Origin of the sequence: uncultured Bacteroides sp. (assembly GCF_958445495.1) — a bacterium.
Classification (GTDB): domain Bacteria; phylum Bacteroidota; class Bacteroidia; order Bacteroidales; family Bacteroidaceae; genus Bacteroides.
Genome location: NZ_CAUCSQ010000015.1, coordinates 14,739 through 38,619, shown reverse-complemented (window position 1 = coordinate 38,619; position 23,881 = coordinate 14,739). Strand labels below are relative to the sequence as shown.

Annotated in this window: 13 protein-coding genes; 2 read left to right on the top strand and 11 right to left on the bottom strand. The window is 45.0% G+C overall.

What is annotated here, in order from left to right:
• Together lepB and Q5076_RS07150 are read left to right on the top strand one after the other, a co-directional pair.
• Positions 1-939 (top strand): signal peptidase I, encoded by a 939-nt coding sequence (gene lepB / locus Q5076_RS07155; protein ID WP_303012029.1) that lies wholly within the window; start codon positions 1-3, stop codon positions 937-939.
• 64 nt (positions 940-1,003) lie between these two features.
• Positions 1,004-1,639 carry a WbqC family protein gene (locus Q5076_RS07150; RefSeq protein WP_303012028.1) on the top strand — a complete coding sequence of 212 codons (636 nt, stop codon included), beginning with the start codon at positions 1,004-1,006 and terminating at the stop codon, positions 1,637-1,639.
• A 279-nt stretch (positions 1,640-1,918) separates the two neighbouring features.
• Here the strand turns inward: Q5076_RS07150 and Q5076_RS07145 are convergent, their stop codons facing one another.
• From Q5076_RS07145 to Q5076_RS07095, 11 genes are all read right to left on the bottom strand, one after another.
• Positions 1,919-3,253 (bottom strand): discoidin domain-containing protein, encoded by a 1,335-nt coding sequence (locus tag Q5076_RS07145; protein WP_303012026.1) that lies wholly within the window; start codon positions 3,251-3,253, stop codon positions 1,919-1,921.
• Positions 3,254-3,271: 18 nt separating this feature from the next.
• Complete coding sequence (locus Q5076_RS07140) at positions 3,272-4,645, bottom strand: discoidin domain-containing protein (RefSeq protein WP_303012024.1); 1,374 nt, start codon at positions 4,643-4,645, stop codon at positions 3,272-3,274.
• A 50-nt stretch (positions 4,646-4,695) separates the two neighbouring features.
• Positions 4,696-6,900 carry a glycoside hydrolase family 3 protein gene (locus tag Q5076_RS07135; RefSeq protein WP_303012022.1) on the bottom strand — a complete coding sequence of 735 codons (2,205 nt, stop codon included), beginning with the start codon at positions 6,898-6,900 and terminating at the stop codon, positions 4,696-4,698.
• A gap of 22 nt (positions 6,901-6,922) precedes the next feature.
• Positions 6,923-8,383 (bottom strand): glycoside hydrolase family 30 protein, encoded by a 1,461-nt coding sequence (locus Q5076_RS07130; protein ID WP_303012020.1) that lies wholly within the window; start codon positions 8,381-8,383, stop codon positions 6,923-6,925.
• 15 nt (positions 8,384-8,398) lie between these two features.
• A complete protein-coding gene (locus Q5076_RS07125) occupies positions 8,399-10,645 on the bottom strand; it encodes a GH92 family glycosyl hydrolase (RefSeq protein WP_303012019.1) in 2,247 nt (748 codons plus the stop codon).
• A gap of 26 nt (positions 10,646-10,671) precedes the next feature.
• Positions 10,672-12,885, bottom strand: coding sequence for a GH92 family glycosyl hydrolase (locus Q5076_RS07120; RefSeq protein WP_303012018.1), 2,214 nt, complete (start codon positions 12,883-12,885; stop codon positions 10,672-10,674).
• Between the two features lie 25 nt (positions 12,886-12,910).
• The gene (locus Q5076_RS07115; protein WP_303012016.1) at positions 12,911-16,492 is read right to left on the bottom strand and encodes a glycoside hydrolase family 2 TIM barrel-domain containing protein; all 3,582 of its coding nucleotides are present in this window, start codon (positions 16,490-16,492) and stop codon (positions 12,911-12,913) included.
• A gap of 94 nt (positions 16,493-16,586) precedes the next feature.
• Positions 16,587-18,026 (bottom strand): glycosyl hydrolase, encoded by a 1,440-nt coding sequence (locus Q5076_RS07110; RefSeq protein WP_303012014.1) that lies wholly within the window; start codon positions 18,024-18,026, stop codon positions 16,587-16,589.
• A gap of 38 nt (positions 18,027-18,064) precedes the next feature.
• Positions 18,065-19,318: a discoidin domain-containing protein gene (locus Q5076_RS07105; RefSeq protein WP_303012012.1), complete on the bottom strand. Its 1,254-nt coding sequence runs from the start codon at positions 19,316-19,318 to the stop codon at positions 18,065-18,067.
• Positions 19,319-19,343: 25 nt separating this feature from the next.
• Complete coding sequence (locus Q5076_RS07100) at positions 19,344-21,056, bottom strand: RagB/SusD family nutrient uptake outer membrane protein (RefSeq protein WP_303012010.1); 1,713 nt, start codon at positions 21,054-21,056, stop codon at positions 19,344-19,346.
• Between the two features lie 28 nt (positions 21,057-21,084).
• On the bottom strand, positions 21,085-23,874 hold the full coding sequence (locus Q5076_RS07095; RefSeq protein ID WP_303012009.1) for a TonB-dependent receptor: 2,790 nt from the start codon (positions 23,872-23,874) through the stop codon (positions 21,085-21,087).
• Positions 23,875-23,881: the final 7 nt, after the last annotated feature.

Below are 23,881 nucleotides of genomic sequence, written 5' to 3'. Positions count from 1 at the left end.
ATGAACATTCGTAGAATCAAATGGATATTGGCATTCGCCGGAGCAATAGCCATCGTGCTTCTGCTCCGGGGATTTGCTTTTACGTCCTGTTTTATCCCTTCCATCGGTATGGAGAATTCCATCCTCCAGGGTGAACGTATCTTAGTGAACAAATGGAGCTATGGCCTTCGGATTCCTTTCATGTCAGTATGTTCTTACCACCGGTGGTGCGAACATCCCGTACGACGGCAGGATATTGTCGTTTTCAACAATCCGGCTGAAATCCGGCAACCGGTTATCGATTGCCGGCAAATTTACATCGGCCGTTGTCTCGGCGTTCCGGGGGATACGTTATTTATCGACTCTCTTTTTTCCGCTACTTCTCCCGATGTGCAATTCAATCCGGACAAAAAAAGGCTTTACTGTTATCCGGCCGCCAAAGAGGAACGGCTCATCTCACTCATGCATAGCCTCTCCATCGACAATGAGGGGTTAATGGGAAGCAATGACAGCACTCATGTACGCAGTTTCAGCCGATATGAATATTATCTGCTGGAACAGGCCATGAACGGCAAAAGTTGGATTCAGCCTTTGGCACGAAAAAAAGACGCCGGAAGAAGGCCTCTCATCGTGCCCGGCAAGGGAAAATTCATCCGGGTATATCCCTGGAACATCACTTTGTTACGAAACACTCTTGTGATGCATGAAGGCAAGCATGCCGAAATCAAAGGAGACTCTCTTTATGTAGACGGCAAACCCGCACTGCACTGCTATTTTACCAAGGATTACTATTGGATGGGAGTCAACAACACCGTCAACCTGACTGATTCGCGTCTGTTCGGATTTGTCCCGCACGACCATGTAATCGGGAAAGCCTCCCTCGTCTGGTTTTCCAAAGAGAAAGGGACAGGGCTGTTTGACGGTTATCGGTGGGACCGTTTCTTCCGGACTATAAAATAAATGGCTTAAATCACATGTCTGGTTCCTGAAAAACAATTCTCCTGAACACATAAGAATAAAAGAAATGAAAATCGCTTATTTATCCTCAGCCTATCTTGCTCCCGTAGAGTACTATACTAAATTATCGGCATACGACCGGATTTTTATAGAACAACACGACCACTACGTGAAACAAACTTACCGTAACCGGTGTACCATCACCGGTCCAAACGGCGAACTGGCTCTCTCAATTCCTACCGTAAAGCCGGATACCCCCAAATGCCCGATGAAGGACATACGTATCTCCGAGCACGGTAACTGGAGGCACTTGCATTGGAATGCCATCGAATCCGCTTATAACAACACTCCTTTCTTTGAATATTACAAGGACGATTTCCGCCCTTTCTATGAGAAGAAATATGATTTTCTAATCGATTTCAACGAAGAACTTTGCCAACTGGTCTGTGAGTTGATAGATATTCATCCCACGATGGAGCGTACTAGCGAATATAAGATGGAGTTTACTCCCGGAGAATTCGATTTTCGGGAAGTCATTCATCCCAAAAAGGATTTTCGGGAAGTAGATACGGAGTTTATTCCGCAACCTTACTACCAGGTATTCGAATCCAAATTAGGCTTTCTGCCCAATTTGAGCATTATAGACTTGCTGTTCAATATGGGACCGGAAAGTTTGTTAGTACTAAATAAGCAAGCGGACTAACTTGTTTACATTCTTCCAGATTGACATATCCCCCCCCAAAAGTTCAATGAGTCGGATGCATTGTATCTTCACGTGACCGTTCTGCCCGTAATTAAAATCAATGTATCGGAACCCTGCGAAAAAGACTCTGAATACTTGCCAACAAAAAACAACTGATTACCCACATTATATTTCTCTTTAACAGTTATTCAAAAGTCTTATTTAAGTTACACACAACAATCCGCTGCTACAGATTGCCAAGTTGCAGTTGGAGCAGCGGATTATTTATCAAGTTGTTGTTTAATTAGTCTCCGGAGCGTACAGGTTCACGCAAGCAATACATGGATTATTACTAAATAATTCGGTAACGGTTATCTTAACATAACGAACTTCCACCGGATTCGCCAAGACAAGATCTCTCCAGAGCTCATTTTCCAGATCCGTATAGTTATTTCCATCCTGCCCCCATTCAGCAGTACCCAAATCAAAATAGTTCTGACCATCCACACTACCCTCAACCTTGACGGCTTTCAGGTTTACATTAATTTCATTTCCCGAAGTACGTCTGGCGATACTAATCTTACCTACCTGTTGCACATATTTCATATCAATCCGAATCCATTCATCAATGAAATCGGTGTCATATCCAGGTTCCCACCAGGTAGCAGTATTGTTGTCAATGATATTTGCCGGATTATCATTGTCACCCCATACACCCATTGACGAACAATCCACCGTCCAGCCAAGGGGAGTCAACATAGAACCAGGCTCCACAACTGTCACCACACATTCTGCGGTTTTATTACTTCCGTCCAACGTCTTTACACGTACAGTCGTTTGCCCCGACCTTATTGCTGTGAGAACACCATTTTCGTCTACACTGACAGAATTTCCAAGCAATGTATAAGACAGTTTCTTATATGAAGCATTTGCCGGCTTAATCACTATGTTTTCTCCAAGATTGTACCGGCTGTTCAGAGTCAACCCCACACTCAGAGGAACACTAAATTCTGTAATCCGGATATCCGCTTTTTTCACTTGGATAGTTATCTCTTTTGATTTATTCCGCTTATCAGTGACAGTCAATTTGGCTGTCCCTGTTTTCAACGCTTTTATAGAGAAAGTATGTGTATCGTCAACATAAACACCAAGTTCTACCACTCCCGCATCTCCACTCAAACTAAAGATATATCCACCATTTCCAGTTACCACCTGAACGTCTTCCTCTACATCTGTATAAATCTCAAAATTATCCGGTATATCCAGTTGAAGTTCCTTCATCTTGCCTACGCAAACTTTGATTTCCGCAGTCTGTTTCTTTTCATCAATTACATAGATAGTGGTATATTGATCTTGTTCACTGGTTGAAACGGCACTGATTTCTATTTCATTTTCGCTCACAACTTTCGCCTTGGCAATATTCTCATCTTGTGAATCAACCTGATAAGAACCATTTCCGGTCAGAATCTTTACTACAACACTTTCATTATGCAACAAATCCAGTATTCCTTGCACATCTAAAGTTATTTTATCAGACGGTATCTCATCACTTTCCCATTCGACATTATTATCCGAGCATCCTATGGATACTACGGATAATAACGTCATAAGAAATAATGAATAAAAAATCTTCATTCTCATAGTCTTTTATATCTATTCATAACCAAATACATCTACATAACCAATACAAGGTTTGTCCGCCTTCCATTGATCTGTCACTGTAATCTTAATATGTCGCATAGAAATCACAGTCGACAAAACATTCGGTTTTGAAACTTCCGCTTCAACCGCAGAGCCGGAACCTTCCGGTTCTCCTACAATATGTTCCACATCGCTATAATTGACGTTCATCAAGAATTCAAAGGAAGTTGGATTATCCGTATCTTCATTCGAATACTCAACCCGCACAGATTTTAAGCCACCTTTAATCCAATCCCCTTCACAACGTCTAGCAATCACCAATTTTGTTACGTTCTTAAGAGATTTCATATCTATCTGAATCCATTGACCGGTAGAAGAGCCACCACTTTCCGGGGCTTCCCACCATCCCTCAAACGGATTTCCATTAAAAATTGCATATGGATCCTCATTATGTCCTTCCCAAGCTGCAAAGCCTGAATAGGTCAAGCCCCATCCAGTATTGCTAAACTTTATCACTTCCGGCTCTGTTACCGTCACTGTAGCAGTTTCTTCAATGTCTGTACCCTCTACTTTTACAGTAATAATCGCAGTGCCGACACTAACCGCCGTTATTTTGCCATCAGCATCTATAGTAGCTACCGATTCCTCAGACGAAGAATAAAGAAGAGTGGGAACATCGGCTGTGAGCGGTAACCAGGAAACATGACCAGCCAATTCAAACATTTTTCCCGGAGTCAGTTGGATATCCTTTCCAGCCTCGTCAATGGCAATGCTTGTCACCTCATTAGGTACCACCTTTGTCACCGTCAATACCACTTCTCTGCTTTTGCTATCTTTGAGAGTGACAGTTACCGGGGTTTCACAAACTTTCTCTGCTGTAATCGTGAAAACATTATCAGTTACTTCACTTACTCCAACTGCAGCATCATTCGAACTAGTCACCGTATAAGAAGGATTACCGGAAATGATTTCAATATCTTTCGTATCGCCTACCACCATCTCGAAAGTCGTTTCTTCCAAATCGATTTTCAATGGATTTACAGATTTTGTAACATACACTTTTATCGTTGCAGTCTTCTGTCTTGCGTCAACCACTTCTATAGTAGTGGTCTGATCTTCTTCACTCTCCATCACACCGGTCACTTCAATTGTAGACTCATTGACCGAGGCCGTAGCTATCGCAGTATTCTGCGATGTCACCTGATAAGACCCGTTCCCTTCAAGTACTTGCACTGTTGCCGATTCACCGGGAAGTACCGTCACAATATTTTTATCCAACTTAATTTCTACTGGTGGAGTATCGTCATCGTCATCCGAGCAGGCTGTAAATGTAGCCGTAAGCGCCAATGCGACCATCACTAATAAAGAGTAAACATTCTTTTTCATAATAATAAATATTTATAAGTTAAACATAGTGTAAAATGATAATTCTTCTTTCAGCGCACTTGGATAGAAACAGAACTCTTGATATCCGTAGAAGAGGCTCCGCAATGCAGTGTGAACTGATCGGAATCGACTACCCAATTTTGCTTCTTATCATCATAGTAAGCCAGTTCTTTCACCGGGATACTCAAAGAGACTACCTTCCTTTCACCGGCATCCAGAAAGATTTTCTTAAAGGCTTTCAGCTCTTTCACCGGACGTTCCAACAGAGGATTGGATTGTGAAACATAAATCTGTGCAGTTTCCGCACCTGCACATTTCCCGTCATTGGCAAGCGTAAAAGAGAGTTCGATGGTGTCTTCTTTTCCGTACTCTTTCTTATTAGTAGCCATCTTGCCATAACTGAACGTAGTATAAGACATTCCATAACCGAAAGGAAACAGTGCCGGAATTTTCTTCGTATCGTGCCAGCGATAGCCGACCAGAATACCCTCTTCATACACTACATCAGTGCCATCACCGGGGAACGCCTTAGTGCCGAAATGATGTGCCGCATTATCTTCCAATTTCACCGGAATACTGAACGGCATCTTTCCCGACGGATTCACTTCACCGGAGACTACATTCGCCGTAGCATACCCCGCTTCCGAACCCAGATACCAAGATTGCATCAAGGCCGGTACGCTCTTCAGCCAAGGCATGGAGACCCCGTTACCCGAAATAATAATCACACCGGTATTCTTATTGGAAGCAACCAACTGGCTGATAAGCGCTCCTTGTTCGTAAGGCAATTCAAAAATCTGACGGTCTTCACCCTCACAGTCCTGATGAGCATCTTTGTTCAATCCACCGATGAAAAGGACCACCTCTGCATCCTTAGCCATTGCAATGGCCTGTTGTTTCAATGAATCAACGTTGTATTTGGACGGATCCGAAGTATATCCCATGGTATAGGAAATGCGATCATCACCATACTTTTCTTTCAGTCCTTGCAAAGGAGATATTTCTCTCTTTACTTTCAGTTCCGATGATCCTCCGCCCACTGTCAAAGACCTGACTGCATTTTCTCCGACTACCAGAATCTTTGAGTAGCGACCGGGAGCAATCGGGAAAAAGCCTTTGTCGTTCTTCAATAGAACAATTCCCTCTTCGCCTATCTTGCGAGCTATGTCGGCATGTTCCGGAGTAGCAAAACTACCATAAGGTCTGTGACGGTCCATATTGGTACGGAAGCAAAGACGCAACATACGTCTCACTTTATCATCCAGATCTTTCACTTCATATTTGCCCTCTTTCAAGCCTTTCAGATAGGGATTGGCCAAGAAATAATCATTGTAGGTGAAAGGTCTTCCCAACAGTTTCAAACCATCTGTCCAGGTTCCCATCTCTACATCCAGTCCGTTGGTGGCAGCCTCATCCGTACTGTGCGTACCGGACCAGTCGCTCACTACCGCACCGTCAAAACCCCAATCCTGCTTCAATATCTTGTTCAGCATAAAGTCATTGTGGCAACAATGCTGGCCTTTATACTTATTGTAAGAGCCCATCAAAGCCCAAGTGCCCCCCTCCAAAACGGAAGCCTTGAATGCCGGCAGATAGATTTCGTGAAGCGCACGGTCATCCACCACTACATTGATGGAACCTCTCCACTGCTCCTGATTATTCAGTGCATAGTGTTTCACACAAGCAGCTACACCGTTCGTCTGCACTCCCTGAATGTAAGGTACCGCCAGACGGGAAGCCAGATATGGGTCCTCGCCCATATACTCGAAGTTACGTCCGTTCAGCGGAGAACGGTAGATATTTACCCCCGGAGCCAAGAGGACATCTTTCTTACGATAACGTGCTTCCGCCCCGATAGCCTCTCCATAAGCATAAGCCATATCCGGGTTGAAAGAAGCAGCCAAACAAGTCAGAGCCGGAAATGCCGTACAAGAGTCAGTAGTCCAGTTTGCCCAATCGAAGTTTCCCCAAAGTACCTCGGCTCTCACTCCGTGGGGTCCGTCGCTCATCCACAGTTCCGGTATTCCCAGACGGGGACAACCTGCCGAACTGAAATTGGATTGCGCATGAACCATAGCCACTTTCTCTTCCAACGTCATACGCGAAAGCGCATCTTCCACCCGCTGTTCGATTGCTTTGTTTTCGTCCAGATAGACCGGAGTAACAGCGCCTTCGCCCTTTTGTGCAAAAAGGGACAGGCAGGCTACACTGTACAAACCAAAACCAAAGAGTCTTTTCTTTATCTTAGAAGTCATTGTATAATCCTTTTGTTGTTAGTTAGAAAACCCATGTCACGATAGAGTGAGGCGTACTTTCACTCTTTGCCTCCTTACCGTCAATAAAGAGACTGTAAGGCAGAGTATCATTGGAAGCATTCAATACCACTACTACGATTGTTCCATCCGGATTGATGAAAGAAGTAGTCTGCAACTGGAAACGGTTGCTCGATGCAGTAAGGCGACGCGCACCTTTATGAATGAACTTGGAAAAATGTCCGATGTACGGGAAAGCCGAAGTATAAACTACTTCACCGGTTTCCGTCAATCCGTGTACCGGAGCGAAACAGAAGTTGCCTACATGGTTGGGACCTCCCTTTTCATCCAAAAGTACATTCCAGTCGGTCCAGAGTACACAACCTCTGTTCAGGTCGTTGATGATATTGGTAGCATACGTTTCTCCCAAGTCTGTACTGTGAATCTTTTCCGGATTGAACCATTCTCCACACCCTTCGGTGAACGCCAGTTTCTTGTCCGGGAAGCTCTTCTTCACCTGGTCGATATTCTCATATTTCCCTCTGTCATACCAGTGAAATCCTACTCCCCAGATATATTTGGCCGTTTCGGGATCATTCAGCATATCGGCTACATAATGATAGGCAAAGTCGCGATTGTGGTCCCAGGCGATGATGCGGCAATCCTGCATCTGATTCTTCTCCAAGGTAGGACCCATATAATTCTTGATAAAATCATGCGCCATATCAGCGTCATAGATACAAGATTCCCATGTCTGCACCGATTGAGGTTCGTTCTGGATAGTCAAGCCCCAAACAGGAAGCCCCTCTGCTTCATAGCTCTTGATATACTTGATAAAATAGTCCGCCCACGTCTGATAAAACTCCTTTTTCAGTTCTCCACCACGGAGCATGTGGTTATTAGTCTTCATCCATGCGGGAGGCGACCACGGGCTGATATAAAATACAAGGTCATCCCCTATCTTCTCCTGCGCCATTTTAATCATCGGGAGCTTGAACTTACGGTCGGGCGCAATATCAAACGATTGCAGACTACTATCATTTTCCGCTACATAATCATAGCTCGCGCTCGAAAAGTCGCAACTGTTCATATTGGTTCTTACCACCGTATAGCCTATTCCATCTTTGCCATAATAAGCATTTATAATTTCCTCCTGCTTCTCTTTAGGCAGTTTGGCGAGTGTTTCTGCCGCTGCATCCGTGATAGCTCCTCCAAAACCGATCATTTCATCATACTGATGATTGGGGTCTACATAGATATAAGCATAGTCACGTACCATTCTGGAATCAAAAAATTCGGAAGAAGCCTCGTTCATCATTTTTCCATTCTGTAAGTCTGTCACATATATCTGGGGTTTGGTCGTTATCGTAAAAGTCGGAGCAATCGGTTCCGTCTTCTCCTGACCGGATTGATTAGCTGCAGTATGACAACCGGTCACAAGCATTGTACCGGCCAAAGAAGCAACACACATCCATTTTGTTTTCATTCTATCTATCTGTTTTTAGTTATTATGTTTATTCCATTCAAAAGAAGGAGGAACAGCATCTGCTGAAGACGCCCATTGCTTGTTGGGACGATCTCCCATTACAAACTCCAATTTTCCACCTTTCGCCAGATCGTCATGCGTGAACCAGGAACGGTTCCACTCTTTCCCGTTCAACTTTGCCGACTGGATATATTTATTCTCCGGAGAATAATTGTGGCAAACGACCTCAAAACGTTTACCGTCCTCCAAATGCACCGTAGCCTGCTCAAAAACCGGACTTCCGATGACATAGACCGGCATACCGGGAGTCACGGGATAGAAGCCTAAGTAAGAGAAGACTACGAAAGAAGTCATTCCTCCCCCGTCTTCATCACCGGGAACTCCCATCAGGTCGTTTCTAAACCATTGTGTCAAAAGAGTACGGATACGTTTCTGCGTTCTCCAAGGCTGTCCGGCATAGTTGTAGAGATACGGGATGTGCAGACAAGGCTCATTAGCCATCGAGAACTGTCCCACATTTCCCGTATGGTCGGGTATTTGAGCAAAGAAGTCATACTTGCTTCTGCCGAGAGGGGTACTATACATTCTTTCCATCTCGGAGACAAAGGCGTCATTCCCGCCCATCATTTGAATCAGGTCGCCTACGTTGTGAGGTACGTCCCAACGATAAATCCAACCGTTGTTCTCTGCATAAGCTCCACGTGCTCCCTGTCCTCCCGAATAACGGTAATCAAAAGGCTGGACAAACTGCCCGTATTTATCTTTCGGATGAAAGAACTTTGTTTCCGGATGAAAGATCTTCTTGTAGTTGAGGCTCCTGTCCATAAAATAACGGTATTCATCTTCCTTACCCAGAGCATTGGCAACCTGTGCCAAGCACCATTCGTCATACACAGTTCCCAAAGTTACCGATACAGGCTGACGTCTTTCGAAAGGATGTACTTCGGGTACCGTTTCTTCTTCACCGGTTGCCAACGCAGGGAAATAACCCTCCTGCACGAAAAACTCATCCAGTTCGCCTTTCCTTTTAGCAGACCAGGGAGCCAGTGTCTTTTCAGTAATTGCACCCTTACACGCCCGATAGGCTTTCTCCAAATCAAATCCACGAACTCCCTTTGCATAGCAATCCGCTACTACTGCAACGCCGTGATTGGAATTCATTCCACGCACATCACCTACTACCTCCGGGAAAGTAGGCATCCAATAATCCTCCATCTGCTCCGACATACGGATATAAGAATTGACCATGTGGCTCTCTTTTTCCGGTTCAATGATGGTACGCAAAGGGTGTGCTGCCCGGTAAGTATCCCACAACCAATCGTCCGTATAGAAAGGAATCCCCTCGTCATTATGTACTTTCCCATCGAATCCGCTGTAATACCGGCCATCTTCGGACATACAAATCATCCGCTCATAGAAACGGTAGAAAGAAGTATAGAAAATGGTCTTGTCTTCTTCCGAACTGCCCTGTACTTCAATCTTTCCCAAGGCTTCATTCCATACCTGACGTCCTTTTTCCGCCACAGCATCCAGATCCGATGACGCAATCTCGCGTTTCAGGTTCTTTTTTGCCTGTACCTCATCAATGTAGGAGATACCATAACGCACATTCAGCTTCTTCACGTTATCCGCAAATTTAAGACTGGCAGACGCACTCTGTCCTTGCGTGTTCACTTCCTGCGAAACCACCGGTTGGTCAACCTCCAGATATATATACGCTTTCGTAGCATACTCACCCAGTTGCTCGTATCCCGACACGGCATTACCGTCTACTGTCAAAGAACCGTTATTGGACTTTACAACCAATTGGGGAGTGCCGTCACCTCCAAACTGTATCTCGTAAATGGCAGACTGGTGTGAAGGAGCAAAACGTACATCAGCCCCGATATTCTGCAAACATACCTGATACAAATAAGGAGTTACTTTCTCATTATCATATTCATAATCAATATACTCCGGTGCATTTCCACCCTGAAACGGATAGATACTGAACGGACTATACCCCCTGTGTCTCGAAACGACCACAGGCAGACCATTCAACTTATTTCCCGTAAAATCTTCACGCCTCGGATAAACACGAAGCATACTGTTGGGCAGATGTACTGTCGGATAGGTCGGTACCAGCAAATGACTGATATTTCCTATATACGGATTCACATAATCTACCGGATCCTTTTCACTGCGGCAACCGGTCAATATTGAACCGGAAGCCACAGCCAGGAAAAGAGCAACATTAATAATCAATCTTTTAGACACACTCATTACAGTTTACTTTTTCTGAAAAACAATCATTCTGTTACCTTATCTGTCATCTCAAACTTCAGAACGCCTCCATCCATCAGTTGAGCATACGTTATCTTGTAATCCGTTATCTCTTTGTCATTGAGCCAAACGGATTTCACATACTTGTTCTCTGCAGACAAATTCTCCGCAATCATGGTGAAAGTCTTGCCATTGGCCAACTTGATAGTCGCCTCCGGCAACTGCGGACTTCCGATCACATATTCCCCGCTCGCCGGATTGACCGGATAAAAGCCCAAAACCGTAAACATATACCAGGCCGACATCTGTCCGCAGTCATCGTTTCCACACAAGCCATCGGGACGAGGCTGATAAAACTTATCGCAAATCTCACGCGCCAACTCCGCTGTCCGGTAATTCTTTCCAATCATGCTATATAGATAAATCACGTGGTGACTGGGTTCATTGCCATGTGCATACTGACCGATCAGTCCGGTGACATCCCATAATTCGCCTCCGCTCTGTTCTTCCGTAGCCTCCAGCTCGAACAATGTATCCAACTGGGCAGCAAAAGCCTCTTTGCCTCCCATCAGTTGAACCAATCCATCCACATCTTGTTGAACATGCCATGAATATTGCCAGGCATTTCCCTCCGTATAATCTCCTCCACGTGTGCTTCCGTGACAGAGGTAGAAAGGATTAAACGGTGTACGCCATTTCCCATTCGAGTCTTTACCCCGCATCAGCTTCGTTTCAGGATCAAACAGGTTTTTATAATATAAAGCACGTTTCATAAAGAATTCATAGTCCTCCTGTTTTCCCAGTTTCTTTGCCAGAAGAGCAGCACTATAATCATCATATCCGAACTCCAGCGTTTTGGACACCGCTTCCCTGTCGATCAGGTCAACCGGCAGATAACCATACTGATCGTAAATATCCCATTCGGAATTATAATGATTCTCCGTGAGCGACTTCTTGATAGCCTGATAAGCTTTCTCCTGGTCAATGCCGGGCAGGTCTTTCAGACAGGCTTCCGCCACTACCGGAACACCGTGATTACCAATCATACAGAAATTCTCTTTGCCCCATATAGCCCATATCGGCAGATATCCCTGAACATCGGCATGAGCTATCATTGTATTCACCATGTCGGTAGCCTTATCCGGGCACAGAACCGTATACATGGGATGTGCAGCGCGATAAGTATCCCAAAGAGAGAACGTAGAATAATACTTACCAGTGGCAGCCGTATAGATCGAATCATTAGGTCCCCGGTATCTGCCATCCACATCGGCTATATTATTAGGCTGAACAAACAAATGATACATGGAAGTATAAAAGTTCTTCTTCTGATCTTCCGTGCCCGTCACTTTCACCAGAGACAGATACTTCTGCCACTCTTCCTCCGCTGCCTTCCTCACTTTCGCAAAATTCCAGTGAGAAAGTTCAGCCTCCATATTTGCTTTTGCCCCCTCAACACTCACGGTAGAAAAAGCAATCTTGGCATTCAATTGATTTCCTTTCCCTAAATCAAAATGAAGAACTTTTCTGGGAGCCTTATTCATTACGGTATCCCGTAAATTTTCAACCAGAATGAAAGGCTTATCGAACTGAATCACATAAAACAAATTACGCTCTACCCAACCACGAACCAACGAATTTCCCGTAATCGTCCGGTTATCTTCAACAGTAACCTTTGAATCGAGCATCCGGCCGTGATAACTTTCCGCGTCGCCTACACACAGATTCTGAAAGTCGATAAAAACCTTTGGTTTTTCTTTCTCAAAAGAATAATGGTAGAGCGCCACATGAGGAGTAGTTGTTATTTCCACATCCACCGAATTTTGGTCCAATGTAACGGCATAATATCCGGGAGAAGCCTTCTCGGATTCTTTCTTATAAGTACTCCTGAAATCATTGCGGGGAGTACCGGAGAAAGGCATAATCAATAAATCTCCCAAATCGGGTACACCCGTACCATTCAGCCTGTTCTGGGAAAATCCCCAAATCAGCGGATCTTCATATCTATACCCCGCACAGTAATCCCATCCGAAATTACCGGTTTGAGGACCAGGTTGCATAAATCCCAAGGGATAGGTAGCTCCCGGAAACGTGTGTCCCGTGTACGTAGTACCCACAAACGGGTCCACGTACTGCAGCAGGTTTTCCGATTCATTTTCGGAAGATTGACAAGACAGGAACAGCAGTGATACAGATACGTACATCAATGCTCTGCCCAGTTTAAATCCAGCGTGTTTCATTCTTAAATCCATATTTGTTAATGCATTATTTTATCATCTCCAACCGGAAAGAATAGCTTAACGGCTGATTGACAGGTATCATATATTCATCCAATGGAAGCGGTCCGCAAGATGCGTTCCCCAATCCCTGCTGGATGCAATCCAGGTTCACATATACTTCCGGTTTGCGGATCTGATCCAGTTTGAATCCGTGTCCGGCTCCCCAGATATCCTTGTCGTGGAAGTGAAGCGCACTGAAATTCAGATTATTTCTGGAAGTGATCTTTAATCCCTGTTGCGCCTTATTCGTAAACGACACCCACCGTACATCATCCCGATTGCCCATGCTCTGCGAACGTACATAGTATTCTTCCATACCTTTCACGTCGCTGGCATACTGTCCGAAATAAGCCGAATGTTTGCGGTCCATGTAATTCTCGTGAGGCCCGCGTCCGTACCATTTCACCTGATCGAACTCCTGCGGAATCACCATCTGCAATCCCAAACGACGGACGATCTCCGCATTTTCGGGCTTCGTAAAGGTAGCATCCACATCCACCACTCCGTTACTGTAAATTGTATAGCGAACGAGATAATCAATCGTCACCGGAGTGGGGCTTTGCACCACTGCCTTGCGGTCTGTCAATACGACTACCGATTTTCCGTCTGCCGATTTCTGATAGCTGAACAAAGGCAAACTACAAGAAGTCTCATAATAATTCTGATCGGTATAACGGTCGTTGTTGATACTGCGATACCAGTTCGGAACCAACGTGCTATTGCCGTAAACCAGTTCTTTCGGGCCATATTTCAAAGAGGTCATGAGTGCTGTATTCTTATCAAATGCGACACTGAAATCCGTTCCTGAAATCCATAATTGATTGTTTTCCTCTTTCACTGATAATTGTCCCAAAGAAGCTGTATCCAGATTCTTCATGCCCGGACGGCTGCTCAATGCAAACTGTTCCGATGCTACCTCATGCCCTGCCGGCAGAGCGATAGTCGCTTCTTTCAATTCTATACTCAAATTCAGGAAGTATTCGCTTCCGCTATCTCTTGAAGTACGATAAGGAATGGAGACGGTCGTCTTTTCGCCCGGAGCGAGGTCGATGGATTCAATGGTTCCGTTCTCAACGGCCTTGCCATCTTTCAATACCTCCCAGTTCAAGCGGAATTTATTCAGATCTGTGAAATAGTAACCATTACGTATTTCCACATTTCCGGATTCAACTGCCAACAGACGGAACTTGATATATTGATAAATCTTCTTCAGCTCGATCAATTTGGGAGTCACTCTTCTGTCCGGCGTAGTCAGACCGTTGCAACAGAAGTCAAAGTCGGTCGGTCGGTCGCCGAAGTCGCCTCCATAGTAATAGTGATGGTCGGGTTCGCCTATCTTATTCAGTCCCTGGTCTACCCAGTCCCACACGCAAGCACCAATCATTCGCTGAGATTTATTTTCGATATAGTCCCAATACTCGGCAATATTACCCGGAGCATTTCCCATAGAGTGTGCATACTCACAGAGGAAATAGGGTTTATCAGACTCCTGCTGGTCGAAACGACTCATATTCGCAATGCTCGGATACATGTGCGAGTCAATATCGGCAGCAGCATTCTGTCCCTCGTAGTGTACCGGACGTGTAGGTTCCAGTTTCTTGGCTACTTCATACATAGCCATAAAATTCTCTCCGGCTCCACCCTCGTTACCCAATGACCAAAAGATGATAGAAGGATGATTCTTATCCCGCTGAATCATTCGGACCAGACGGTCGATAAAGGCAGGCCTCCACGATTCGCGTTCGCTCAACGTATGATTACCATGATTCTCCACGTCGGCCTCATCCATTACATACAATCCGTAGTAGTCACACAAAGCATACATTCGCGGGTCGTTCGGATAATGACTGGTACGAAGCGTGTTCACATTAAACTGCTTCATCATCAGGATATCCTGAATCATTGATTCCGTAGACAGTACCTTACCCGTACGCGGCAACATTTCATGGCGATTCACGCCTTTGAAGAACACTTGGCGGTTGTTGATATATACCCGTTTGTTCTTTATTTCAATATGACGGAAACCGAATTTGGATGACATGGCTTCGATCACTTCTCCACGCTCATTCTTCAGCGCAACAAGCACATTGTAGAGATGAGGCGTTTCGCTTGTCCACAGCAAAGGCTTCTCTACCTTTGTCTGCAATGTATATTTCTGTTCTTTTTTCCCTTTCAGTGACTGAACAGGTTCTGTCATTGTACCTATTGAATTTCCTGACGGATCTATCAGCGTCACCTCTATGGTATGACCTTTAGCCTGTTTACTATCATAGTTCGCCACGATGGCGTCTACTTTGAATCCGGCTGTCCGGTAATCGTTGCTCTCGAAAAGAGATTGCAGATGGAAGTCGCGTACATGTACTTTAGGAGTGGCATACAGATACACATCCCTGTATATTCCGCTCAAGCGGAACATATCCTGGTCTTCCAGATAGCTACCGTCCGTCCAGCGGTATACTTCCACTGCAATCGTATTGTTTCCCGGTTTCAGATATTTGGTAATATTAAATTCCGCATCATTGTTGGAACCCTGGCTATATCCCACCTTTTTACCGTTTATCCAAACGTAAAAGCCACTATACACTCCGTTGAAATGGAGGAATATCTCTTTGCCGTCCCAGTTGGCAGGCACTGTAAAATCTCTGCGATAAGAACCCACTGGGTTCGGTTCTTTTTCATTGGTATATCCTTTCTGCGGCACTATCATTGCAGGATAGTTCTTGAAAGGATAAGTGACATTGGTGTAAATCGGTGTTCCGTATCCCTGCATCTCCATATTGGCAGGAACGGGAATTTCTTTCCATGAAGACACATCGTAATCCGTCTTATAGAAATTGACCGGACGTTCCGACGGCTGTTTCACCCAATGGAACTTCCAAGTTCCGTTCAGGGAATAATACAGATCCGATGCAGGAGTCGCCCATGGCTGATTGAAAGATTCTGATTTCTTCAAACTTTCTACCGAAGAGAACGGTACAAACGTATTGTGTCCCTCCTCCTTGTTGATGGCAAAAATCTGTTCGTTCTCCCACTCCGCTTTTCCATGTACATTTTCGGGGGGAAGTTTCTCTGATGTCGGTTTCAGTCTCCACACGCCATCTGTTTCCGAAGCCGGCAATGTATAGACCTTGGATCCGGCCTTATCCGCGGGTTTGAATGACAGAAGCAGCTGTGCGTTATTATGTTTTATTTCATACCTATCTTTACCTTTCGGGGTTAATACCCATTGCTGATTACCATTGGCTCTGCTCACATCCCATACACCAATCGGTTCTTCTATGGCTCTGCTGGTTCCGATATCGAAACTCTTGTTCACAAAAGGATTATATATCACATACAAATCCTTGTAGCGTATCAGCCGCCAATATTGTCCTTTACTTTCCTTGGCGTCGGCTGCCAGATATACATTGGATGAATTATCCGTATTCAGACGATTATCCAGCACCAGTCCCGACGGGCTGACAATCTTATATAATACATTATCCTTGATTTCCTGCGCTGAAAGCATTGTTCTCAGCAAAGAGAAAAGAAAGAGTGCGAAAATGAATTTGTTTTTCCTGTTGTTCATGGTATATATCTGAGTTCTAGTTTTACAGTAGCTCTGATAATCAAATCTGCCATCCCGGATATTCCACCGGGATGGCAGACAATCTGTTTAGTTTTTAGAGTTCTATTTCAAAAATATAAGGATTAGTAGTGTAAGTCATTGTGATGGCATCCGTATTGTCCAGAGTCTGTTGCACATCCGCACTTTCTCTCGGACTGTAGACATTCACTTTCTTCACTTTCTGACCGAACTGAACAGTAGCGTTCACCTTACCTCCCGAGTATTTCTCACCCCAGACAATCAGGTAATATTTACCGTTCGTTTTCTGCAACAATAGGTCGTGCACTACCGACGGCTGGTTAGGAATGGCATACGTCAATGTTCCCGGATTCAAAGAAGCATTTGCGTCATCCGCCAGAATCGTAGTCATGTTACGGATACAATCGGCAGCCGGACGCTTCGTATTATCACCTCTGAACATACCATAAGTGATGTTTATAGGATCTTCATCCACACGGTCGCGAAGAATATAGATAGCCGTGTTGGACCATCCCCTCTTAAACTGGCTCAAATAGATATTCATCAGGAAAGAAGCATGTATCTCTTCCGAGAAGTTTCCGAAAACCTTCAATCCGGTTTCCGTTACGACACGCGGTAGATTGGCCAGTTCTTCATTAGTATATCCCTTGAAGTTCTTATTCCAGGTTACACCGAAGTTCACGTACGGTCCGTCACCGGGATTATTGGAAGTAGGATCCGAGTGTTTCCAAGTCTGGTTGTCATTCGGCTTCGCCCATTCACCCTCATTCTGAAATGCGTAGTTGTGACAGTTCATGTGAGTTGCATAACGGGTTCCGTCAGGCATTTTGGTATTCGCTCCATCCGGTATAGTCAGATATTGCAACCCTACATTATCATTCGTCGCACCGATTGTAGATACCGACCACACAGGTATGTTATTCAGATACGGATATTTACTGCTTCTGGAGAGTTCAAAAAGATCTCGTTGCTGATAAGCTACTCCCAGCCATGTATCGCTCCCACCACCGGGTGTTCCGTCATAAACTAACGGAAAATTATTCGGTTCATTAGCCCCTTCGAGAGCAATCAACATTCCTTTTTGTGCCAATTCATTAGCACAATCCAGCATAAACTCCAGTTCAGCTTTACCACCACTGGAACCGCTACCTATACCAAAAGAAAATTTTGCATTGGTTAATTCATGGAACTTATACAAACTTTTCATCAGTTTTTCCCGTGATTCCGCCAACTCGTCAGGATCGCTTCTATAGGAGCCTTCTGTTCCTGCACGTACCCAACGCACTCCTATATAGTTGAATCGTTCAGCAGAGCCCATATTATCATCAGCACTCGGCTCTACAGTTTCCCCTCTACCCTCAATTCCGGCACATACTCCCATTGAATTGAGAAATTCATTGACTGTTTTTGCCTGTACCGGTTCCGGCTGTTTTTTAATATCGTCATAAGTCGGAAAATCAGAGCTACATGACATTACTGCAAATGCACAGTACATAAATAAATTCAGGTTCTTCATAATTATTCTTCTTTTAAACATTTTAATCTCTTCTATTATTATTCGACTTCTCCATACACTTCTATTTCAGCTAGGAACGCCCATGCATTTGGTCCTTCCGTAGCTTCATATTTGAAGTATCTTGCCATGGGGTAATTATTCATCGGAAATGTTTGTCCGTCATCTGTTTCGGAGTTGAAAGCGAATTCTCCCTGATCGTCCCAATTCACACCGTCCAGACTAGTCCAGAATCTATTCTTTATCTGTCCACGAGCATCTCCGGAACGTCTGTAACAAACAAAACTACTAATAACATGTACCTCCCCCATATCTACTGCAAACCAATGTGGCCATGCAGGAATAGGATCACTCCACTGCGAATGCCAATAAGTCGAAAGGTCACCATCAATAGCCGCTTCCGGACGTCCATCACCAGGAGACTCAGCAGAATAGCTCGAATAATCTGTAATCTTCCACTTCACATTCGGTAATTTACCAATATTCAATACCGAGATTGTTTTGGAAACTACCACTTCTTTACCCGTGATTCCAACCGCTCTATAGGTAACCTGGTAAGAACCCTTATCGGTATATGTATGAGATGGATTAGCCAAAGTGGAAGTTGCATTCCCCTCACCAAACGTCCAAGTAGAAGAATAAGCATACTTGGCCGTACTCTTGAAAATAATCCGTTTCCAGTTGTTCTGATCCACAGAAAAAGTAAAATCAACGGTAGGACGCATGATTTTGGTATCAATCACTACAATCACCACATTATGATTCAACTGACGGTCATGGCATTGTGCCTCTATTGCTACCGCAAACTTCTTACCTGTTTCCGTATAATTATCATCCAGATACTTCAAATCCACAATCAGATTGAACGGTACATAAGTGCTCCCGTCTGCAAGCTCTGCCGATTTCTCCAACCGGTATCTGTCTACGGGCAGTATGTTCGCTTCCAGTTTACCCGCGTTTATCAATTTTTGTATCGTGTCATTGTTTACACGAAGACTTATGTTCAACGTTCCTCCGTCTTCTATGCCCGAACGATAGACAGCCAACGGAACGACGAAATCATACGTCTTCATGTCTACTTTAAAACGATAGGGATTGCCCGGCACCTCCTCCGAAAGGGAAGTAGCCGGTACATCATCAATTAAATATATCCCGTCAGCATCTACATTGGCAGCCGGCATATAAATCTGCTGTTCGGGATACTCTACATCCACATATTCTTCATGGGTGCATGAGCTCCATCCTGCCAGACAAGCCAGGGCTGCTATCCAAAGTTTGATGTTCTTATTTTTCATACTTCTGTTCTATTTAATAATTACATTACCAAAGCGGATTCTGTGGCCATCCTGTTATGTTCAGCTCATTCTGCGGAATCGGATAGAAATACATCGAACGCTTGAAGCTCCGGCTTTCTACTTCCACACTCTGATACTCGAAACTGTTATAAGAAAGTCGAGTGACTTTCACCCCTTTCAGCGGCGCATTCAAGTCATCCGGAGCAGTCATCCAACGGCGCACGTCCCAAAAACGGTGATCCTCGAACGCCAGTTCTACCCGGCGCTCATGACGAATCTTCTCACGCATTTCTTCCTTAGAATCGGCTACTACGTCAGGCATACCTACCCGTCTACGTACTTCATTAACAGCATCACGGGCACTTTTCCCATAGACTCCTTTTGCATCGGGACCATAAGCCTCATTCATGGCTTCGGCATAATTGAGGTAGATTTCACCCAAACGAATGATAATCCAAGAGTGAATAGCCGTCTGGCCTTGTAGGAGTTTCAATTCGGGATCAACGTATTTCAGCAAGTAATAGCCAGTTCGGGAAGCATTATTTTTGTCCGGTCCATCGGCTCCGCCTTCCCAGCATTCTACCGGCCGTCCCTGGAAAGTACTATTATTCGGAAGAACGGTTGCAGCCAAACGAGGATCCCTATTTTCATAGGGTCTTGCAGCCATCGACGGGTCTTTCCAATTGAACGTTCTTCCACTAGTAGTTTCATAAGCATCCACCAAGTTTCCGGAAGGAGCCGTACCACCGGTTGCCTGATCGGCACCAATCGGGTAATTGCTCTTCTCGAATGAATTATCATATCCGTTACGGCGGACAAGAATTATCTCATTATCGCTGAACGAACGGAACAAGCTCTGATAATTCCCGGACAATTTATAACCGGCTTCCGCCACGTCTGTACCCCAAAGAACCTCTCCGGCCGCTTTCGCTGCATTCTCCCACCGGGTCTGTCTGTCCGTTCCACTTAAAGAAATCAAATCCTTATGCTCATATCCTTGTGCCCATACCGGATTGTTAAACAGTTCGCTTGCCGCATACAGCAACACTCTGCTCTTCAGAGCCAAAGCTGCTCCCCGGGTGACACGTCCCATATCACTCGCCTGATAGACGGCCGGCAAATGCGGTGCTACCTGTCCGCACTCATCGACTATAAAATCAATACATTCCTGCAATGTATTCCGCGGAATGTTCCGGTAGTCGGTGTCCATATCCATCAGTTCGTTTGCCAGGGGTACTCCACCATATCTCTTCACCAATTCGGAATAGAAATAAGCTCTCAAGAAACGGGCTTCGTATTTCCACCGTTCGATATTCGCCATTCTCATTTCATAATCAGCCTGATTCTGCGGGTCCAGTTTGTATCTTTCCATGTTAATCTGGTCGGCAGTCTCCAGAAAAAGAGTCGCCTGACGGATTCCTTGGTAATAATAAGTCCAGACGTTATCCGGGTTATTCAGCGGATTCCACGAACCGTTGTTGAACATGTGGACGGATGAAGAAGCTACCGAATACTCGGCTTCATCGGAAGCGGCAGCCATCATCGCTCCTCCCACCGGCGAAAATCCGTTGGGAAGATATGTATAAAGCCCGTTCACACGCTTTTGAGCGACGTCATAGCTTTCCAACGCCTGCTTCTCTGTCATGGTCAGCATCATCTCCCTATCGAGAATAGGGTTGCACGAGCTTAACAGAAGAACGGCTATCGAGCCGGATAATAGTATATTTATCTTTTTCATATCGTTACAATTTTAAGTTACAGGGCTTTTACAGTTGTACATTCACACCGATGCTCATGGTCCGGATGGCAGGATAGCCGCTCATCGTTTCCGGATCGGTAAACCCATCCATGTGGTCGAAAGAGAACAGATTGGTTCCGTTGAGGAAAAATCTCACTTTATCCAAGCTTAGCTTTTTCACAAGCTGAACGGGAAGCGTGTATCCCACTTCGAGACTGCGGAGTTTGAGGAATGCACCGTTTTCCTGCCAGAACGATGATGTCTGATAGTTGTTCTGGTTTTCGCCTGTAGACAGTCTGGGATAGGTGGCAGTAGCCGCTGTGGCAGGTGTCCATCTTTCGAGTGCCCATTCCGATGCGTTGCCGTTGTTGCGAAAAGCTTCGTAATAGCGTCCGCTTCTGTATACGGTACGGTTACCTACGCCCTGGAAGTTTGCGTCGAGGTCGAAACCCTTGTAGGCAAAACCCAGATTGAAGCTATAAGTAAACTCCGGCAGGTTGGTATATCCGATGGCACAAACGTCATTTTCATTGATTACCCCGTCATTGTTCATATCCTTGTATTTGATATCACCCGGCTGCACTTTCATGAAAGTATGCTGGGGAGAGTCGTCAATGTCTTTCTGATCCTTGAAGAAGCCGATGGCCTGCAATCCGAAAGGTTGATCTACCCGGTGACCGGTGCGATACATATAAGAGTACTGCTGCAACATCTCCGCATTGTATTTCACTTCATTGTGAGCATACCACACGCCACCCTGTACATAGTAGTTGAAATCATTAATCCGGTCTGCATAACGAGCTGTCAGCTCGAAACCTTTATTGTTCACCTTACCGACATTCATTTCCGGTTTCTTGAATCCTACGAAATCGGGAATCGTACGATAAGGAGTTGCCAGAATGTCTCTGCGGTCACGGTTGAAAAAGTCAAAGCTGATATCTAATTTTCTAAACAATGTTGCATCAAAGCCTACATTCAGTTGTTTTTCTTTCTCCCAGGTCACACTTGAGTTGGCAAGTGTTCCCTCAAAGTAGGTCTCTACATTGGAGTTCGCATCTCCGAACGGATAATAACCTCCCCAGTCGTAATACTGGTCGAACATATAGCGGGTACCACCGATATCGAAATTACCGGTCAGTCCATACGATGCACGCAGTTTCAGGAATGTAAGTACCTTATTGTCTTTCAGGAAGCCCTCATTCGTTGCGATCCAGCCGATAGAACCTGCCGGGAAGAATCCGAAACGGTGTCCCGACGGATAGTTCTCGGACCCGTTGTAGCCGAATGTGAACTCACCAATATATCTTTGGTCATAAACGTACGTGAAACGTCCGCCCATACCAACATTGAAATAAGGAAGATTGTGTTCTGATATAGTCAATTCATCACGGTTAGCCATTAACATACCACTAACTGTATGGACACCGAAAGTACGGTCGTAATTCAACAATGCCTGCATGGATAAATTACGTTGCTGATACGATTTGCCTTCATCTATATTCAGTTTTCCACTGTCTTCACCAATGGGAGTCAATTCTACTTCATCCGCAATTTTCTGTACGCTGAACCGTTGGTAATCATGGCTTCCGATGGTATATGTCTGGAAGTAGGAATTGAACCCGATAGCACCCGAGATGCTTAATCCGGGAGTAATAAATCCTAAATCTTCTTTCAGGCGGATAGAAGTCAGAGCCAGACGTCCGTTGGTTTTATAATATCCTTTTTCCGCAATTTCGCCCAATGGATTGGCATAAGTATTGTTTCCTCCATACTGGCGGCTTCCTACAAAAATAGGGAATGAATTGGACGGAACGGAAGAAAGCAAATCAAACACCGCACCCGTATTTTCCGAAGTTCCCGGAAGAGACTTGTCTTCAATCGTACCGCCAACGGTAATCGTGGCAGACAAACGTTTCGTCAGGTTCAAATCTACATTGGTACGGAAGTTATAGCGTACGAAATTGGAATTATCCGTATAGTCGGAATGCCCCTTTGTCTTAATGTACAATCCCTCGCTCTTCACTGCATTGAACAATACGAAATAACGGATTAAATCATTTCCTCCACTGGCATTGAAATTATAATTCATCACCGGAGCATTGTCTCTCAATATAGTGTCATACCAGTCCACATCAGGGTAAAGCAGCGGATCACTTCCGGTACGATAAGCCTCTAATGCCTCATTGGAATATAAAGGAGAGCCTCCATCGTTCACCAAAGCTTCATTATACAGATTTGCATAATCATAGGCATCTACAAACTTAGGCAAACGGGTAGCTTGTTGAAAGCCTACCTTGGCACTGAAATTGATTTTCAATCCACCTGTCTGTCCTCTCTTCGTTGTAATGACCAACACGCCATTCGCCCCTCTGTTGCCGTACAGTGCGGTGGCAGCGGCATCTTTCAAAAGAGTAACCGATTCGATTTCTTCCGGCACCAACTGCTGGAAATAACCGTCGGGAGCCTGCAAGCCGTCAATCACCATAAACATCCCTCTGCCGGCAGCAAACGAACTGACTCCGCGAGAAAGCATGGTGGGACTATCGGAACCCGCTTCGCCACTTCCCTGAAGAGTGACCAGCCCCGGCAGACGCCCGTGCAGGGTATTGGCTACATTCGTAGTGAAAGAATTCTCCAAAGCCGATCCTTTCACAGACGATACTGCACCGGTAGTTATCCATGCGGGTTGTGTGCCGTAAGCCACATAGCTTATCGTATCTGACGATATGGTTTGTGCTGCTACGGAACCACCCAGGCAGAAACCCAGCATAGCCGTCAACATCCATCCTTTTTTTCTATATATCATCTTATTTTTCATACTATAT

Excerpts from the sequence above, each read along its gene's own strand:
- lepB (WP_303012029.1), top strand. The coding sequence starts at position 1 with ATGAACATTCGTAGAATCAAATGGATATTGGCATTCGCCGGAGCAATA.
- Q5076_RS07150 (WP_303012028.1), top strand. The coding sequence starts at position 1,004 with ATGAAAATCGCTTATTTATCCTCAGCCTATCTTGCTCCCGTAGAGTAC.
- Q5076_RS07145 (WP_303012026.1), bottom strand. The coding sequence starts at position 3,253 with ATGAAGATTTTTTATTCATTATTTCTTATGACGTTATTATCCGTAGTA.
- Q5076_RS07140 (WP_303012024.1), bottom strand. The coding sequence starts at position 4,645 with ATGAAAAAGAATGTTTACTCTTTATTAGTGATGGTCGCATTGGCGCTT.
- Q5076_RS07135 (WP_303012022.1), bottom strand. The coding sequence starts at position 6,900 with ATGACTTCTAAGATAAAGAAAAGACTCTTTGGTTTTGGTTTGTACAGT.
- Q5076_RS07130 (WP_303012020.1), bottom strand. The coding sequence starts at position 8,383 with ATGAAAACAAAATGGATGTGTGTTGCTTCTTTGGCCGGTACAATGCTT.
- Q5076_RS07125 (WP_303012019.1), bottom strand. The coding sequence starts at position 10,645 with ATGAGTGTGTCTAAAAGATTGATTATTAATGTTGCTCTTTTCCTGGCT.
- Q5076_RS07120 (WP_303012018.1), bottom strand. The coding sequence starts at position 12,885 with ATGAAACACGCTGGATTTAAACTGGGCAGAGCATTGATGTACGTATCT.
- Q5076_RS07115 (WP_303012016.1), bottom strand. The coding sequence starts at position 16,492 with ATGAACAACAGGAAAAACAAATTCATTTTCGCACTCTTTCTTTTCTCT.
- Q5076_RS07110 (WP_303012014.1), bottom strand. The coding sequence starts at position 18,026 with ATGAAGAACCTGAATTTATTTATGTACTGTGCATTTGCAGTAATGTCA.
- Q5076_RS07105 (WP_303012012.1), bottom strand. The coding sequence starts at position 19,318 with ATGAAAAATAAGAACATCAAACTTTGGATAGCAGCCCTGGCTTGTCTG.
- Q5076_RS07100 (WP_303012010.1), bottom strand. The coding sequence starts at position 21,056 with ATGAAAAAGATAAATATACTATTATCCGGCTCGATAGCCGTTCTTCTG.
- Q5076_RS07095 (WP_303012009.1), bottom strand. The coding sequence starts at position 23,874 with ATGAAAAATAAGATGATATATAGAAAAAAAGGATGGATGTTGACGGCT.